The sequence below is a fragment of the Acinetobacter sp. BHS4 genome (genome assembly GCF_018454425.1).
GTDB classification, from domain to species: Bacteria; Pseudomonadota; Gammaproteobacteria; order Pseudomonadales; family Moraxellaceae; genus Acinetobacter; species Acinetobacter pittii.
Genome location: NZ_CP075323.1, coordinates 630,370 through 647,540, shown reverse-complemented (window position 1 = coordinate 647,540; position 17,171 = coordinate 630,370). Strand labels below are relative to the sequence as shown.

The 17,171-nt window shown below is 40.0% G+C and carries 14 protein-coding genes; 8 read left to right on the top strand and 6 right to left on the bottom strand.

Annotated features, from left to right (window positions below; all coding sequences use genetic code 11):
- Positions 1-153: 153 nt before the first annotated feature.
- The gene (locus KIP84_RS03175; protein WP_213689812.1) at positions 154-1,386 is read right to left on the bottom strand and encodes a carbohydrate porin; all 1,233 of its coding nucleotides are present in this window, start codon (positions 1,384-1,386) and stop codon (positions 154-156) included.
- Between the two features lie 155 nt (positions 1,387-1,541).
- Positions 1,542-2,660 (bottom strand): CoA transferase, encoded by a 1,119-nt coding sequence (locus tag KIP84_RS03170; RefSeq protein ID WP_002116185.1) that lies wholly within the window; start codon positions 2,658-2,660, stop codon positions 1,542-1,544.
- A gap of 210 nt (positions 2,661-2,870) precedes the next feature.
- On the opposite strand from KIP84_RS03170, the gene KIP84_RS03165 reads away from it, so the two are divergent.
- The 5 genes from KIP84_RS03165 (at position 2,871) to KIP84_RS03145 (ending at position 8,709) form a co-directional block, all read left to right on the top strand.
- Positions 2,871-3,881 carry an AraC family transcriptional regulator gene (locus KIP84_RS03165; protein ID WP_002116561.1) on the top strand — a complete coding sequence of 337 codons (1,011 nt, stop codon included), beginning with the start codon at positions 2,871-2,873 and terminating at the stop codon, positions 3,879-3,881.
- A 169-nt stretch (positions 3,882-4,050) separates the two neighbouring features.
- Complete coding sequence (locus KIP84_RS03160; RefSeq protein WP_005064279.1) at positions 4,051-5,256, top strand: acetyl-CoA C-acetyltransferase; 1,206 nt, start codon at positions 4,051-4,053, stop codon at positions 5,254-5,256.
- Between the two features lie 18 nt (positions 5,257-5,274).
- Positions 5,275-7,410 carry a 3-hydroxyacyl-CoA dehydrogenase NAD-binding domain-containing protein gene (locus KIP84_RS03155; protein WP_213689314.1) on the top strand — a complete coding sequence of 712 codons (2,136 nt, stop codon included), beginning with the start codon at positions 5,275-5,277 and terminating at the stop codon, positions 7,408-7,410.
- 165 nt (positions 7,411-7,575) lie between these two features.
- Positions 7,576-7,833, top strand: coding sequence for a hypothetical protein (locus KIP84_RS03150; protein WP_001280981.1), 258 nt, complete (start codon positions 7,576-7,578; stop codon positions 7,831-7,833).
- A gap of 15 nt (positions 7,834-7,848) precedes the next feature.
- Entirely contained in the window at positions 7,849-8,709 is an 861-nt protein-coding gene (locus KIP84_RS03145; protein WP_213689313.1) for a patatin family protein, read from the top strand.
- A 29-nt stretch (positions 8,710-8,738) separates the two neighbouring features.
- Here KIP84_RS03145 and KIP84_RS03140 read toward each other — a convergent pair whose 3' ends face one another.
- Positions 8,739-9,158 (bottom strand): GNAT family N-acetyltransferase, encoded by a 420-nt coding sequence (locus KIP84_RS03140; RefSeq protein WP_213689312.1) that lies wholly within the window; start codon positions 9,156-9,158, stop codon positions 8,739-8,741.
- Positions 9,159-9,170: 12 nt separating this feature from the next.
- Entirely contained in the window at positions 9,171-10,382 is a 1,212-nt protein-coding gene (locus KIP84_RS03135; protein WP_213689311.1) for an SAM-dependent methyltransferase, read from the bottom strand.
- A gap of 128 nt (positions 10,383-10,510) precedes the next feature.
- Here KIP84_RS03135 and KIP84_RS03130 point away from each other — a divergent pair, with 128 nt between their 5' ends.
- Both KIP84_RS03130 and KIP84_RS03125 read left to right on the top strand, forming a co-directional pair.
- Positions 10,511-11,152 (top strand): hemolysin III family protein, encoded by a 642-nt coding sequence (locus KIP84_RS03130; protein WP_031944657.1) that lies wholly within the window; start codon positions 10,511-10,513, stop codon positions 11,150-11,152.
- 132 nt (positions 11,153-11,284) lie between these two features.
- Complete coding sequence (locus KIP84_RS03125; protein WP_002116183.1) at positions 11,285-12,595, top strand: MFS transporter; 1,311 nt, start codon at positions 11,285-11,287, stop codon at positions 12,593-12,595.
- A 66-nt stretch (positions 12,596-12,661) separates the two neighbouring features.
- Here KIP84_RS03125 and KIP84_RS03120 read toward each other — a convergent pair whose 3' ends face one another.
- Positions 12,662-13,105 carry a hypothetical protein gene (locus KIP84_RS03120; RefSeq protein WP_075383739.1) on the bottom strand — a complete coding sequence of 148 codons (444 nt, stop codon included), beginning with the start codon at positions 13,103-13,105 and terminating at the stop codon, positions 12,662-12,664.
- Between the two features lie 131 nt (positions 13,106-13,236).
- Positions 13,237-15,957 carry a preprotein translocase subunit SecA gene (secA, locus tag KIP84_RS03115; protein ID WP_213689310.1) on the bottom strand — a complete coding sequence of 907 codons (2,721 nt, stop codon included), beginning with the start codon at positions 15,955-15,957 and terminating at the stop codon, positions 13,237-13,239.
- A 406-nt stretch (positions 15,958-16,363) separates the two neighbouring features.
- Here secA and KIP84_RS03110 point away from each other — a divergent pair, with 406 nt between their 5' ends.
- Positions 16,364-17,014, top strand: a complete 651-nt coding sequence (locus tag KIP84_RS03110; protein ID WP_005050084.1) for a peroxiredoxin — start codon at positions 16,364-16,366, stop codon at positions 17,012-17,014.
- Positions 17,015-17,171: the final 157 nt, after the last annotated feature.

Here is a 17,171-nt window from a genome sequence, read left to right as displayed (position 1 = left end):
CATTTTTATAGGAAAGATGTGCCAAGAACCTTATAGAAAAATGGCATCACCAATACATCTAAAACAAATTCAGGCATCAAGAAAAAACGGAAGGTCAGGATAATTCAATCAATGATTTAGCCCTCGACAATCCGTTTTTCGGAGTAATTACGCTTAGAATGCAGTTGAGAATTTAATACCGCCAACCCAAGTGTTATCACCATTTTTTAATGCACCAACATGACGAACATATTGCACATTTGGACGAATAGTTAACCAGTTAGTGGCATGAATACCGTAGTAAAGCTCGGTATTGTATTCAGTGTCATATTCTTTAGTTTGAACATCGTTCCAATCATCATTGATATGGATACGAGCCACACCGAGTGCCAACTCATCTTGAGGACGTTGATTGAGCAAACCTTTATAGACCAAGCCTACATTTTGCATGTTATCAATTTTGTTGGTATCAGAATCGTGGAAAGTCAGGTTCACAAATCCTGTCAAACCGCGATCTGCTTGATCAGCAGGCTGGAATAATTTTTGTTTTGCAGTTACCCACACCCCTTGTTTATGAGATGTTTGGGCCTTATTCGTAATTTCTTCAGCGTCAGCAGTGCTGTAGTAATAACCTAAACGGTATTCACCAGCCATACTTTGAGCGCCTAATTTAGGTGACCAAACTACTTCGGCAGGAATAATTGCACCGTGAGAACCATCAGTACTTAAGTTAAAACCTTTGCCTCGATCGAGATTTTCCGGGTTGTATTCATATACACCAACTTGCGTATATAAATCAGGTTGCAAGTTATATTTAACACGCATTGCCCATTGGCTTACTGGCCAGTTATACCACTGATCGCCCACCCAGTTACCGACTTGCGAACCACAAAGCGCTAAATTCTGGAAATCACAGTCAAAACTGTTAAAGTCTTCACCTTCACCAAAACGACCGACTTTCACATCTAACTTCTGATCAAGGAATTTCTTCTTGATCCACAAATCTGTTAAACGCCAAGTTTGCTCACGCCCCCACACTTCTTGCACCGAGCTTAAGTGCCCTGCTAAAGCTGGTGAATGTTCAGAAAGCGACTGCCCATCACGATATGTTAATGTGATTTGAGCTTCAGTATCTTGCCAACCTAAAATTTTATTTAGGTCAAAATGAGTTCCTAGTGCAAGTTGCCCCGTATAAGCACTACCATGCGTAGACGTATTTTTTGAATCTAAAATACCGGCATATTCGCCGGTATATCCAAAAGAAAAATCATAACCTTGTGCTTGTAACGCGGTGCGTTGACCGTTCCAATCACCCAACATCCAAGGACTATTTGGGTCGAATGCAGCAGCAGCTTGTGCATGCTGTATAAAAAGAGTAATTGATAAAACGGATAAACAGGAAGCCATCAAGGATTTATGTGTTTTCATGTTTACATACCTTTTATGTCTTTGTTTATAAAGGGTACGCTAATTTTATGTAAAGAAATTATTCAAAATGTTAATCGATTGATTAATCTAATAATAATCTTAATACACATTGTATGAAAAATGGCCCCAGCTCTTTACCACTGCCCTTCACCAAGTTTTTGACCTATAAAGGAATATCTCATTTTCGATCTTGAAAACTTAATTGGACAAGCCAATTGTGGTTCTGTATCCGCTGTATTATTTTGCAAAGGTACATCCACAATCCATCCACGTTCTTGTGCTAAAGGCGAGTTTAAGGACTCAGTTAGGCTTAAAACAGGTTCTACACACACATCAAGATTTGCAAAAATTTCATGCCATTCTTTAAATGATTTCGTTTTAATTTTCTCTTGAATGGCTTGTTTAACTTCTTGTCGGTCTTCGACATCTAAGGAAGCACCTTTTTGTAATAATAAAGGCAAATCAAGCGCCACTGATAAACCAGACATAAATTGTGGCTCAAGACTACCTATTGAAAGATAACGACCATCTTGAGTCATATAATAGTCATAAAAAATACCGCCATTGAGCATGCCATGCTCTGGTGCCTGTTCAACCTGTGCAGCAAGTGTTGCTGATGCGGCCATACTGTTTAGGCTAGCAACACAATCGGTCATAGAAATATCAATATATTGTCCCATTCCACTACGTCCACGTTCGACAACCGCCGCTAAAATTGCAATGACAGCATGAAGTGAACCACCTGCAATGTCTGCAACTTGAATACCGAGCGGTGGCGGACCACTGTCTTGTCGGCCGCTATATCCAGCAATACCTGCTAAAGCTAAATAGTTAATGTCATGCCCAGCTCTGTCTTTATAGCTCCCTGTTTGTCCATAGCCTGTAATTGAACAATAAATGAGACGTGGGTTAATTTCAGCAAGTGTCGCGTAGTCTAGTCCGAGACGACGCATAACATCAGGTCGGAACTGCTCTATGACAATATCAAACTCAGAAATTTTGGCTTTAATCAGATCAATACTCGCTTTATCTTTTAAATCCAGAACAATCGACTGTTTATTTCGGTTTAGATAACTATGTGCTGTTGCTTGACCATTTGCGTATGGTGGCATGATTCGGATTAAATCAGGACGTGATGGAGATTCGATATGGATGACTTCTGCTCCCATATCGGCCAAATACATTGTGGCAAAAGGTCCAGGTAAGAGCGTCGAGAAATCGAGAACTTTAAGTCCATTTAATGCTGTCGTCATCGTATTTTTAACCACTATTATTCGAATTTTCTTTTATATTAGTTAAGCAAATATACTAAAACAATGTCATGTTCAGCCATTTACCTTGATCATTTCGGCAATTTAACATGTAAAAAGTGCTTTTACTCTGTTGTAAATCGCCAATTTATTTTTTTAGACGGTCATTTAGGTCAATTTAAAGTGAACATCAAAGAGACTGAAGGATTCAATATGAGTCGCGATACGATTAGCATCCACTTCGTGAATGCGGCTTTGACAGGCGTAAAACGCCTTGGCATGGATGTTGAAATGCTCCTTTCACATGTGGGTATTGAAGCGGAATTATTACGTCAACCTAAAGCTCGAATCTCACCAGAACAATACACTCGTTTTATAAAAATGTTGTGGATGGTCACACAGGATGAACACGTTGGATTTGACGTACAACCGCGTCGTCTGGGCACTTTTGCCATTATGTGTCAGTTGATTATTCACGCAAAGACATTGGGCCAAGCCCTTGAACTATCATCTCAATTCTACAAATTATTTGGTGATGAATGGTCTGTAACTCTAGAGCGTGACAAACATGAAGCACGTCTGGTTCCCCTCATTCCAAAAACTTTAGATCCTGACCATTTCATTACTGAAAGCATGCTCATGATTTGGCACGGTCTAGCATCATGGTTGATTGAGCGCCGCTTGCCATTAGAACGTGTTCATTTTAGCTATCCACGTCCTGCACATGCCGATGAATATGATGCATTATTTTTTGCACCAGTCATGCAGTTCGATGCACCGCGTACTGAAATTACCTTTGCAGCTGATTATCTTGATTTGCCAATCCGCCAAGATGAAAAAACGCTAGAAGAATTCTTAAAAGCAGCTCCTGCTCAGCTTTTAGTAAAATTCAAAAACACCAACTCGCTAACTTCTCGTATTCGTGAAGTACTCAAAAGCCAAATTGGTGAAGAAATGCCAACGCTTAATGACGTGGCATCAATGTTATATTTATCTCCGCAAACCTTACGCCGCCGTTTGGCTGCTGAAGGTAAAAGCTATCAAGGTGTGAAAGATGCTTTACGTCGAGATGCTGCGATTCACTTGTTACTTAACCCAGAATTAACACTTGAAGACGTTGCTCAACAAGTTGGCTTTAGTGAAACCAGTACGTTCCACCGCGCATTTAAAAAGTGGACGGGTGTAACTCCTGGCCTATATCGCCAGCTACATGGTTATCACTAACTCTTAAATCTCTTTAGTTTCACATTTAGCCCAAGTTCAACTTGGGCTTTTTTGTATTTCTATTGGCAAAAATCATCACCTGACTGGTGCGCTTATCGTCATTGCGTTGCCTTTTAAAACCAGTACACTCAAAACACAACAAAGTTTAAGTAATAAAAAAGGAACTGTTATGAGCGAGGCTTATATTATTGATGCCATTCGCACCCCACGCGGAAAAGGAAAAAAAGATGGCTCTCTTTACGAAGTAAAACCAATTACATTACTGACGACCTTATTAAATGAATTACAGCAGCGCCATCAACTCGATACCTCTAAAGTTGACGATATTGTTTTGGGCTGCGTAACACCAATTGGCGATCAAGGTGGTGATATTGCCAAAACAGCAGCGATTGCAGCAGGTTGGAATGATGATGTTGCTGGGGTGCAAATCAATCGCTTTTGTGCATCAGGTTTAGAAGCAGTCAACATGGCAGCAATGAAAGTCCGCTCTGGTTGGGAAGATTTAGTGGTTGCTGGTGGCGTTGAATCAATGTCACGCATTCCAATGGGTTCTGATGGTGGGCCGTGGGCTCTAGATCCAGAAACAAATCTTAAGTCATCATTTGTTCCGCAAGGCATTGGGGCTGACCTCATTGCAACCCTAGATGGCTATAGCCGTGAAGATGTTGATAATTTTGCTGTAAAGTCACAACAAAAAGCGGCAGCAGCTCAATCAAATGGTTATTTCGACCAATCAGTTGTACCAGTAAAAGATCACGCAGGTGTGGTGATTTTAGAGAAAGATGAATTTATTAAAGGCAATACCACACTCGAAGGTCTAACGAAGCTCAACCCAAGCTTTGAAATGATGGGGCAAATGGGCTTTGATGCAGTTGCTTTACAAAAATATCCAGAAGCACAAAAAATCAATCATGTTCACCATGCAGGTAACTCATCAGGCATTGTCGATGGAGCAGCTGTAGTTTTATTAGCTTCAGAAAAAGCAGTCAAAGAACAAAACTTAAAACCACGCGCTAAAGTTTTGGCGACTGCACTGGTTGGTACTGACCCAACCATCATGCTGACTGGCCCTGCGCCTGCTGCACGTAAAGCTTTAGAAAAAGCTGGGCTTACGATTGATGATATTGACCTATTTGAAGTCAATGAAGCATTTGCGGCAGTTGTTATGCGTTTTATTAATGAACTCAACGTCCCAGCTGAGAAAGTCAACGTCAATGGCGGTGCGATTGCTTTAGGTCATCCATTAGGGGCAACAGGTGCCATGATTTTAGGCACTTTACTTGATGAGCTTGAACGACAAGATAAAAAGCGCGGTTTAGCGACGCTCTGTGTTGGCGGTGGGATGGGTATTGCCACCATTATTGAACGCGTATAAAAATTAGGGATATAGAAGATGAGTGCAATTCAATACGAAAAAAATGCCGACAATATTGTCATTTTAACGCTTGATTCAACTGGTCAATCTGCGAACACCATGAATGCCGAGTTTCGTGACTCGCTCGATGAAGCGACTCAGAAACTTAAAGCAGAAACAGAACTTTCAGGGGTTATTTTCCGCTCGGCTAAAAAAACTTTCTTTGCAGGTGGTGATTTAGATGAGCTGATTCAAGTTCAGCCTGAACACGCAACTGACTTTTTCAATATGGTTGAAAAGCTAAAAGGTCATTTACGTACAATTGAAACACTAGGGATTCCAGTGGTTGCAGCATTAAATGGCACAGCACTTGGAGGTGGTTGGGAAATCGCATTAAGTTGCCATCACCGTATTGCAATCAATGACGCGAAAAGCAAATTTGGTCTACCAGAAGTTACTTTAGGCTTACTACCAGGTGGCGGTGGTATTGTACGTATGGTACGCCTACTCGGGCTTCAAAATGCGTTCCCATTTTTAATGGAAGGCAAACAGTTCGGTGTTGATAAAGCAAAATCTTTAGGTTTAATCCATGATACGGCTGAAAATGAACAAGAGCTTTTAGATAAAGCGATTGCATGGGTCAAAGCCAATCCAAAATCTCAACAGCCTTTTGATGTGAAGGGTTATAAAATTCCGGGTGGCGATCCAAAAACTCCAGCAGTTGCACAAGTTCTTGCAATTGCACCAGCCATGTTAAAAGACAAAACCAAAGGTTGTTACCCTGCCCCTGAAGCAATTATGGCTGCCGCAGTTGAAGGTGCTCAAGTTGATATCGATACTGCACTGCGTATTGAGTCTCGCTACTTTACTCAGCTTACCACAGGCCAAATTTCTAAAAATATGATCGGCACTTTCTGGCATGGTTTAAATGCAATTAAGTCTGGGGCTAGCCGCCCTGCCGACGTTGCAAAATGGCAAGCCACGAAAGTGGGTGTGTTGGGTGCAGGCATGATGGGTGCGGGCATTGCCTATTCAACAGCCATTAAAGGCATTCCTGTTGTACTTAAAGATGTATCTGTTGAAAATGCTGAGAAAGGTAAAGCTTACTCACAAAAGCTCTTAGATAAACGTGTTTCACAAGGCCGCATGACCGCAGAAAAACATGATCAGATTTTATCTCTCATCACGGCGACGGCTTCCGCTCAAGATCTTCAAGGTTGTGATTTAATTATTGAAGCGGTATTTGAAAATCAAGAACTCAAAGCTAAAGTCACTCAAGAAGCCGAGCAATATCTAGCGCCTAACGGTGTGATGGCATCAAACACCTCAACCCTGCCAATTACAGGTTTAGCTCAGGCAAGTAAGGATGATAAAGCTTTTATCGGTCTGCATTTCTTTAGCCCTGTCGACAAAATGCAGTTGGTTGAGATTATTAAAGGTAAAAACACCTCCGCAGAGACACTTGCCAAAGCTTACGACTTTGTACAACAAATTGGAAAAACACCGATTGTTGTCAATGATAGCCGTGGTTTCTTTACCAGTCGTGTGTTTGGTACTTTCATTCAAGAAGGTATGCGCTTGCTTGCCGAAGGTGTCCACCCAGCGCGTATTGAAATGGCAGCACTGAAAGCTGGTATGCCAGTTGGCCCCCTCGCTATTCAAGATGAAGTATCTTTAACATTAACCGAACATGTTGCCAGTGAAGCACGCAAAGCTCTACAAGCCGAAGGAAAAGATTTACCTAAAACTTCTGTAGATGAAGTGGTTCACACCATGATTCATGAGTTAAACCGTAAAGGTAAAGCTGCTGGAGCTGGTTTTTATGAATACCCTGAAAATGGTAAAAAGCATCTATGGGAAGGCTTAAACCGCTGGAAAAAAGATCATGATATTTCTGAACAAGATATGATTGATCGCATTCTGTTTGTACAGGCCTTAGATACTTTACGTTGTTATGAAGAAGGCGTATTGGAGTCTGTAATTGATGCCAATGTCGGTTCTATCTTTGGGATTGGTTATGCACCTTGGACTGGAGGAGCAATTCAATTCCTAAATCAGTATGGTACTGATAAAGCACAAAAACGTGCCGAAGAATTAGCTGCCAAATATGGTGAACGTTTTACACCACCAGCTTTACTAAAAACCAAAGCTGAGCAGAAACAAAATATTCAGTAATTTAGTCTTATTGAATATTTAAAAAACTGCATAAACCTTACCCATATAAATATATTTTATTTATATGGGTTTTTCTTTATGACCTTTAAGATTTCAGCCCCCTGCCTAAATATGCTATAAATAGACTTCATTTTTGTGCTTCTACAGCACATTCGAGAAATTCTTATGTCCGATAAAAATTCTTCCGAGTCAGCAATTTTAGGCTGGAAATTTGTTCTGATCGTTGGTGTTTTAAGTGCAATTTTCCTTGGCTTTTTCTATTTAGCAATGAGTAATGAACCTGACTATATGCCAGGTGCACAGCGCAAAGCACAACAAGAGCAAATGCAGCAAAAGGCTGAACACTCTACAGAGCAACATGCTCAACATAGTGACAACATGCCTGAAATGGATATGCAAGAACATAAGCAATCAACTCAGTAATCAGATATTTTTCAAATGACAGATTTTTCCCGCAACGCACTGGTTGTAGAAGGTGGAGGCATGCGTGGTGCCTTTACCAGTGGTGTACTTGACTCATTTTTACAACAGCAGTTTAATCCTTTCGATTTATATGTTGGTGTATCATCTGGTTCAACCAATGTGGCTAATTACTTGGCAGGCCAGCAAGGCCGCACTTTAACATTTTATATTGATCATTCACTGCGTCCTGAATTTATCGATTACAAGCGCTTTTTTAAGGGCGGCGATTTACTTGACTTAAAATGGATGTGGGAAATTGGTGAAAAAGAACATCCACTTGATCAACAGAGTCTTTTTGCCAAAAATCCAGATTTTTATATGGTGTTGACGCATGCCAAAACAGGTCATGCAGAATATCTTCGTGCGGGTAAAGATAATTTGCTAAATGCGCTTCGTGCTTCTAGCTCAATTCCAGTTTTAACGCGTCATCCCGTCGATATTATGGGTGAACCTTATTTTGATGGTGGTGTTGCAGATGCCTTACCCGTTCGCTGGACAGCTCAGCAAAGTGGCGTCAAAAAACTGTTAGTTTTACGCACTCGCCCGAAAAATTACTTCAAGGCCAGTAGTCGAGGTGATCAATTCCTCGCAAAATATGCGTTTAAACATCATTATGGTTTCGCTAGCAGCTTGCGTAGCCGCTGTGCTCGTTATAACGCCTCAGTAGATTTCGTTCGTGGTGAAAATCCAGACCAGCAAATTTTAGAAGTGTGTCCACCGCCTCTTAAAAACATGGCTGGCCGTTTAACTACCAATCCGAAAAAGCTTCGCTACAGTTATGAAGTCGGTTTAGAAACAGGTCTACAGGCAATTGAAAGCTGGAAGGCAATGAAATAAATCTAAATTGAGACTTCTAAAAAGAAGTCTCAATTTAACTTCAAAACCATATCAATATGTGGAATGCCACAGTCTTCGTAAACCTCCCCCTGCACTTTAAAACCTAAAGCTTCGTAAAAAGCTGTCACATAGGTTTGTGCTGAAAGCTTTAAGTAAGGCAATTTATGTTGGCGCGCATATTCAATAATATGCTGCATTAAAATTTTACCAATCCCCTGCTTTCGATAAGGCATTAAAACAGCAACACGCCCTACGCTATGCTGCAGCAACAAACGTGCTGTAGCGATAGGCTGCTCTTTGTCATAGACAATAAAATGTAGAACTGTGGCATCCAAGTCGTCCCATTCATCTTCAGGTGCAATTCCCTGTTCTTGGATAAAGACTTGTTCACGGATGTATTTGGCATCTTGCTCAAGCTGTTCCCAACCACCCTCTACAATTTTATACATCCATTCACCTTCCTAGCACTTACAGCCGATATTTTCGATCGGCAACTGATCTTGCAATAATAATTCCAACGATTGTTTTTTAATTCCGTACATTTCTTTCAATGCTTGGATTTGAGCCATAATCTTCGCATCAGGTTGTGAAACGTTTTTGCGTTTTGCCGCCAAAATCATTTTATTTTTGCTGGTATGTTCAAGCGATACAAACTCAAAAACTTTGGTTTCGTAGCCATATGCTTTTAAAAGTAACGCACGTAAAGTGTCGGTCAACATCTCGGCTTGTTGCCCTGCATGAATACCAAACTGTAGCATGGGTTGTAAAACTTCAGGACTATGTAGTTGTGGACGCAACTCTTTGTGACAACATGGCGCGCACATAATCATCGAAGCGTTTAAACGAATTCCTGTATGAATAGCAAAATCAGTGGCAATATCACACGCGTGTAAGGCAATCATTACATCCAGCTTTTCCGGTTGATAACTACGGACATCACCTTCAAAAAAGTCTAAGTGGTTAAAATGCACTTTGTCTGCAACGTTCTGGCAAAATTCCACCAAATTACGGCGCAGCTCTACACCAGTAATCAATGGTATTTTCTGCTGTTGTTGCAGATAATCATACAATGCAAAAGTTAAATAACCTTTCCCCGAGCCAAAATCGACAATGCGTAACTCTTGTTGAGATGCATCAATCTGTTCATAGGCACTCGCAAAAATTTCGATAAATTTATTAATCTGTTTCCATTTACGAGCCATGCTTGGAATAACTTGGGCTTTCTCATCAGTAATACCCAGCTCTTTTAAAAATGCATTGCCCTGCTGTACATAGCGCTGCTTTTCACGGTCATGCGCCTGAACCGTTTGTGTCGTATTTACGGCCTGCTTTTTACCCATATTTAATATGGCTTTTTTCTTATTTTTTTTAAGTTGAATTTCTTGAGTGGTTGAAAATAAGTTTGCTTGCTTACACTGTGCGATTAATTGCTCAATCTGTTGCAAACCTTCTTGAAATAAATAGTTTTTAGTCACATCTTGAGTAGTGTGATGGTATAGAGCTGAAAGCTGTTTTTGTCCATGTAGCTCTACAACGCGGAAAGTGATTTTTTCCAGTTGCGCTAACTCTCCCTTATATTGGCTCAAGATCAAACGCTCAAAAGCTTGTTGGTCAAGCATTTGCTTGATTTCATGAAAGAATTGCTGTTCTTGCTCAAAGGAGAAAACCGACACGGATATACCTGAAAAATGAAGACTCATATAAAATAGAAGTTTAAAGGGTCTAGGATTAAAAATAAAATAACTTTACGACTGTTTTGTATTTCTATACATTTGTATTTTTAATCAAAAAAATTAAAGTTATGAGTAAATCTGTGTTGGAAACTTATGATCCAAAAGAAGAACTATTTAATGCCTATAGTCATGGTGCTGGTGTTGTTATGGCAGTTGTAGCTTCTATCTTTTTAATTATAAAGGGATCTTATCTTTCAACTGCTCAGTGGGTGGGTTTATGGGTATATTCATTTAGCCTAATTTTAGTTTTTACCAGTTCTACACTCTATCATTTTGCTCAAACACAAAACCTACGCTACTGGTATAAAAAACTCGACCACACTGCTATTTATTATTTAATTGCGGGAACATATACCCCGTTCTTAAGCATTGCTATACCTACGCAAAAAGCTCATATTTTACTTATTGCTCTATGGAGCATTGCTGCAATTGGTACACTTTTCAAGTTAGTTTTTATTCATCGTTTTCAGAAAATTTCGCTACTTGCTTATGTTCTTATGGGGTGGCTTGCTGTATTTGTTATGGATGATATGCGCACCTATCTGAGTAAAGACGCGTTGATTTTGTTAATTATTGGCGGATTAGCTTATACGGTTGGAGCATTGTTTTACGCGTTAAAAAAGGTAAGATATACCCATGCGATCTGGCATATTTTTGTGCTTTTAGGTGCAGGGGCACATTTTCTTGCAATCTATTGGTACGTAGTTTAGTCCATTTTTCACTCATATTCAGTGATCCTGAAAGAGTCATGGATGATGTTCTTTCACGCTATTCTTTGAGAAAAATACGTCTTTAAAAAGAGTAGTCATTAAAAATAAATTTTAACGGATATAAGGACTTATATGGAGTCAACCTCTGCGACTGCTGCTCCTGTAGTAGCCACTAATTCAAAAACACGAGTTTTGTTTGCAAGCTTAGTCGGTACAACTATTGAGTTCTTCGACTTTTATATCTATGCAACAGCTGCTGTGATTATCTTTCCTCACCTATTTTTCCCTGCTAGTAGTGGCAGTGCCGCAGTTTTACAATCTCTGGCAACCTTTGCAATTGCCTTTATTGCTCGTCCTATCGGTGCCGCATTATTTGGCCATCTAGGAGACCGTATTGGTCGTAAAGCCACATTAGTTGCAGCTTTACTGACCATGGGTATTTCAACCGTATGTATTGGTTTACTTCCCACCTATGCCCAAATCGGGATTGTCGCACCATTACTATTAGCTGTTTGTCGTTTAGGACAAGGCTTAGGTTTAGGCGGTGAATGGAGTGGCGCAGTATTATTAGCGACTGAAAATGCCCCAGAAGGTAAAAGAGCATGGTACGGCATGTTTCCGCAGCTAGGTGCTCCAATCGGCTTTATTCTGGCAACAGGTTCATTCTTATTATTGAGTGCAGTTATTCCTGAGCAAGCATTCATGCAATGGGGTTGGCGTATTCCATTCATTGCCAGTGCTGTATTGGTTATTGTTGGCTTATATATCCGTTTAAAACTTCATGAAACTCCAGCTTTCCAAAAGGTTTTAGATAAGCAAAAAGAAGTTAATATTCCATTTAAAGAAGTTTTAACCAAACATACAGGTAAGCTTATTCTTGGTACAGTTGCAGCAATCTGTACCTTTGTTGTGTTCTATCTCACTACCGTATTTGCCTTAAACTGGGGAACCACTAAACTGGGTTATGCGCGTGGAGAGTTTTTAGAACTTCAATTGTTTGCCACACTTTGCTTTGCCGCATTTATTCCTTTATCTGCTATTTTTGCAGAAAAATTTGGTCGAAAAACAACTTCTATTGGCGTTTGTATTGCTGCTGCGATTTTCGGCTTGTTCTTCTCTAGTATGTTAGAGTCTGGAAATACCTTAATCGTATTCCTTTTCTTATGTACAGGCTTAGCAATTATGGGCTTAACCTATGGTCCGATTGGTACAGTTCTTTCTGAACTTTTCCCAACCTCGGTTCGTTATACAGGTTCAGCATTAACCTTTAACTTGGCTGGTATTTTTGGTGCATCCTTTGCCCCACTCATTGCGACTAAGCTTGCTGAAACTTATGGTTTATATGCAGTTGGTTACTATCTTACTGCTGCATCACTTTTATCATTAGTTGCGTTCTTACTCATTCGTGAAACGAAAAATGATGATGTAAATAATCAGATTTAAAGTTTTAAAGACACCCCTATAAAAAAGCCAGTTCAATTTGAACTGGCTTTTTTATACGTATATGAATTAGTTCATTGATGCAGGATTTGCTGGAGCAACACTATTTGTTGCAGCTGGCACTGTTACACTGCTTGCTGCAACTGCTGCTGGTCCTGCTACTGCTGCTTCACCAATTAAAGCAACTTTTGCTTTTTCTTGGCTTTTTGCAGAGAGAGCAGGGTTACTTGCCACAATACGATTAATGTTTGCTGAGTTTGCTGGAGCAATCGCTGTAGTTTGTAAAATAATTGGGCGATTACCTGTGTTACCCAACGTATAGCGAATACCTGTACGTGGACTAATCACTGTAGTATTTTCTTGCTTCACTACAGCTTGAGCCGAAGTTGGGCCTTTTGCTGCAAGCACTTTGTCAACCGTTGTCGTTTGAGGGGCTGAAGCTGCTTCTGCTGCAAAAACAAAACTTGGTACAGCAAGAACAGTTAAAAATAAAGGTTGTAATACTTTTTTCATTGTCTTTCCAACATACACTCTGGATGAGAAGTAAATAGCATTTAATGCTTAAAACTGCAAACATTATTCACAGGCTTACTACAAACATAAAAAAAGCAGAACAATTGTTCTGCTTTTTTTGTGAAGGCAGATTAGATCTTACCGTGACATTGCTTATATTTTAGTCCTGAACCACATGGGCATGGGGCATTACGGCTTTCTGGAACAGGGAAAGCTTGCTGATCGGCAGACTCGTTCATGGTTTCTTGAGAAAGTGTAACTTCACCAGTTAAACCATCTACATCATCATGTTCAAAAGAAAGCTTCATTGATTCAGCTTGCTGCTGCTGTTGAGCTTCCATTTCTGCAAGTTCTTCTGGTGTTGGGATATGTACACGAGACAAATCAGTCACAACATCAGTTTTAATAATACCCAACATGTTTACGAACAGGTTGAAAGCTTCTTTCTTATATTCCTGCTCAGGGTTCTTTTGCGCATAGCCACGTAAGTGAATACCTTGACGCAAATAATCCATTGCAGCCAAGTGATCTTTCCAATGGCGATCAAGAGAATTTAAAACGAAATGGCGCTCAAGCATTGCTGCAGATTCATCACCCATTTGAGCACGGCGCTGACGATAACGCTCAATCACTTCATCACTAATACGCTCAACCAAACCTTCTTCATCTAAACGACGATCTTGGTCTAACCATTCTTGAATTGGAAGCTCAATACCTAAATCAATACGTAAAGCATTTTCTAAACCTTCCACATCCCACTGGTCATGAATTGACTCTGGTGGAATAAAGTTAGCAATCATGCCTTGCATCACTTCACGATGCATTTCTTCAACGTATTCTTTTAAGGTATTTTCAGCTAATACTTCATCACGTTGTGAGTAAATGATCTTACGCTGTTCATTATTCACGTCATCGTATTTCAATAAATTCTTACGAATATCGAAGTTACGCGCTTCAACTTTACGTTGAGCATTCTCAATCGAACGGCTCACCATTTTATGTTCAATCGCTTCGTCTTCTTTCAAACCCATCGCACGCATCATGCCAACAACACGGTCGCCTGCGAAAATACGCATAAGGTCATCTTCAAGAGACAAATAGAAACGAGAAACACCAGGGTCACCCTGACGACCGGCACGGCCACGTAACTGGTTGTCAATACGACGTGATTCATGACGTTCAGAACCAATAATGTGCAAACCACCTGCTTGCAAGACATCTTCGTGGTCTTGTTCCCATTGTGCTTTTAGACGTGATTCATCTTCTGCAGTTGGGTTCTCTAGTTTGGCAAGCTTAGCTTTCCAGTTACCACCCAAGATAATGTCCGTACCACGGCCAGCCATGTTAGTTGCAATCGTTACTGCATTCGGGCTACCCGCTTGAGCAATAATGTCAGCTTCACGCTCATGTTGTTTTGCGTTCAAAACTTCATGATGAATACCAGCTTGCATTAACTTAGAAGATAAAATTTCGCTGGCTTCAATGGTTGCTGTACCAATCAAAATTGGAGCAACACCCTGCTGACGAATATTCATAATTTCTTGAATAATCGCGTTATATTTGCCGTTACGGTTTAAATAAATTAAATCGTTTTGGTCGTTACGAATCATTGGACGGTGAGTTGGAATAATCACAACATCAAGACCGTAAATTTCTTTCATTTCCGCAGCTTCAGTATCAGCAGTACCAGTCATACCTGAAAGCTTTTTATAGAGACGGAAATAGTTCTGGAATGTTGTTGTCGCTAAAGTTTGGTTTTCAGGCTGAATTTCCAAGCCTTCTTTTGCTTCAACAGCTTGATGCAAACCTTCTGACCAACGACGACCCGGCATCGTACGACCTGTATGTTCATCGACAATAACCACTTCACCATCATGAATAATATAGTGAACATCACGTTGGAATAGGAAATGCGCACGAATAGCAGCAGATACATGATGAACAAGGTTTAGGTTTGTTGCTGAATATAAGCTTTCGCCTTCAGCCAACAAGCCCATTTGAATAAGTTCTTGTTCAACAGTTTCATAACCAATTTCAGTCATTTCAACTGAACGCTGCTTTTCATCAATCCAGAAATGGCCGCCATCTGCTACTTTTTCTTCTTTTTGCGGATGTAATTTAGGTGGAATTGTATTGATTGCACTGTAGAGGTGTGAAGAGTCTTCACTTTGACCAGAAATAATTAATGGTGTACGAGCCTCATCAATTAAGATGGAGTCAACTTCATCGATAATGGCATAGTGCAAACCACGTTGTTTCTTTTCTGCTAAAGAAAACACCATGTTGTCACGTAAGTAGTCAAAACCGAATTCGTTATTGGTACCGTAAGTGATATCAGCAAGATAAGCTTCCGCTTTTTCTGACGGACCTTGCATTGAATAAATTGTACCAATTGATAGACCCAAAAACTCAAATAATGGGCGGTTCAACTCGGCATCACGCTGTGCCAAATAATCGTTCACAGTAATGACATGTACACCTTGGCCACTCAAAGCGTTTAAATAACACGCCAGAGTACCCATAAGGGTTTTACCTTCACCAGTACGCATCTCGGCAATCTTACCTTCATGTAAGGTAATACCACCAATTAACTGAACGTCATAGTGACGCATACCCATCACACGCTTAGCAGCTTCACGACAAACTGCAAACGCTTCTGGAAGTAATTTATCTAAACTTTCGCCATTATTATAACGTTGTTTGAATTCTGGAGTTTTTGCAGATAAGTCTGCATCGCTTAAAGCTGATATCGTCGGCTCGAGCGCATTGATTTGCTCAACAATTTTGCGCATGCGTTTGAGTTCACGCTCATTTTTTGTACCGAAGATACCTCCGATCAGACTTGCCAACATGGATAAACTCTCTAAATCTTGCTTGGTCAAATGAATAAACTTTTTCTCAGTCGTTTATTATGGTGCCAGAAATTTGAAGTACAAGGGGTTTGCACAAAACCCCTAAAAAAAATCTGATAGTTAGACGAATGGTTTTTCATTCATCTAATCTCCCCTTAATGTGCCGAGCACCAAAAACACACCATTAACGCTCATCGATTAAGCATAACTTCCGAGAAATCTAATTTAGCAAATTTACCTTAAAGTTACATTGATTAAGCACTTAAAATAATGAGTTTTAGTCATATATATTTACACTTATATAAAAAGTTCATAATAAAATACAAAAACAATAATTTTAATCATAAAGTAAATGCTGCATATTCATTCAATCGAATAACAAATTATGCGCAATTGAGGAAAGATCATGACACTACGATTAGGAGATACTGCTCCCGATTTTCAACAAGAATCGAGTGAAGGCACAATTAATTTTTATGATTTTTTAGGGGATAGTTGGGGAATCTTATTTTCACATCCAGCCGACTATACTCCCGTATGTACAACTGAATTAGGTTATACAGCAAAATTAAAAGATGAATTTACGAAGCGGAATGTTAAAGCGATTGCTTTGTCTGTAGACGATGTAGAGTCGCACAAGGGCTGGATCAACGATATTAATGAAACACAAAATACAACTGTAAACTTTCCAATCATTGCAGATAAAGATCGTAAAGTATCTGAGCTCTATGGCTTCATTCACCCTAATGCCAGTGAAACTCTAACAGTGCGCTCATTAGTGATTATTGATCCTAACAAAAAAGTTCGCTTAATCATTACCTACCCTGCTTCGACGGGCCGAAATTTTAACGAAGTCTTACGTGTTGTGGATTCATTACAATTAACAGACAAGCATAAAGTCGCTACACCAGCGAACTGGCAGCAAGGTGAAGATGTCGTTATTGTGCCATCACTTAAAGATGAAGAAGAAATTAAACAACGTTTCCCTAAAGGTTATACGGCTGTTAAACCTTATTTACGCCTCACGCCACAGCCTGAAAGCAATAAAACCGACTAAAGGTTTTATTGCTTGCAAGACAAACGCAGTGCGTAGGCAAATATCTGAAAAATTCCCTACAAGACAAGCAAAGCGCGTAGGCACACTTAGATTAAATATCACACCCGAAAAAGTCATCCGTAGTGATGGCTTTTTTATTTATGTATTGAATACTCAT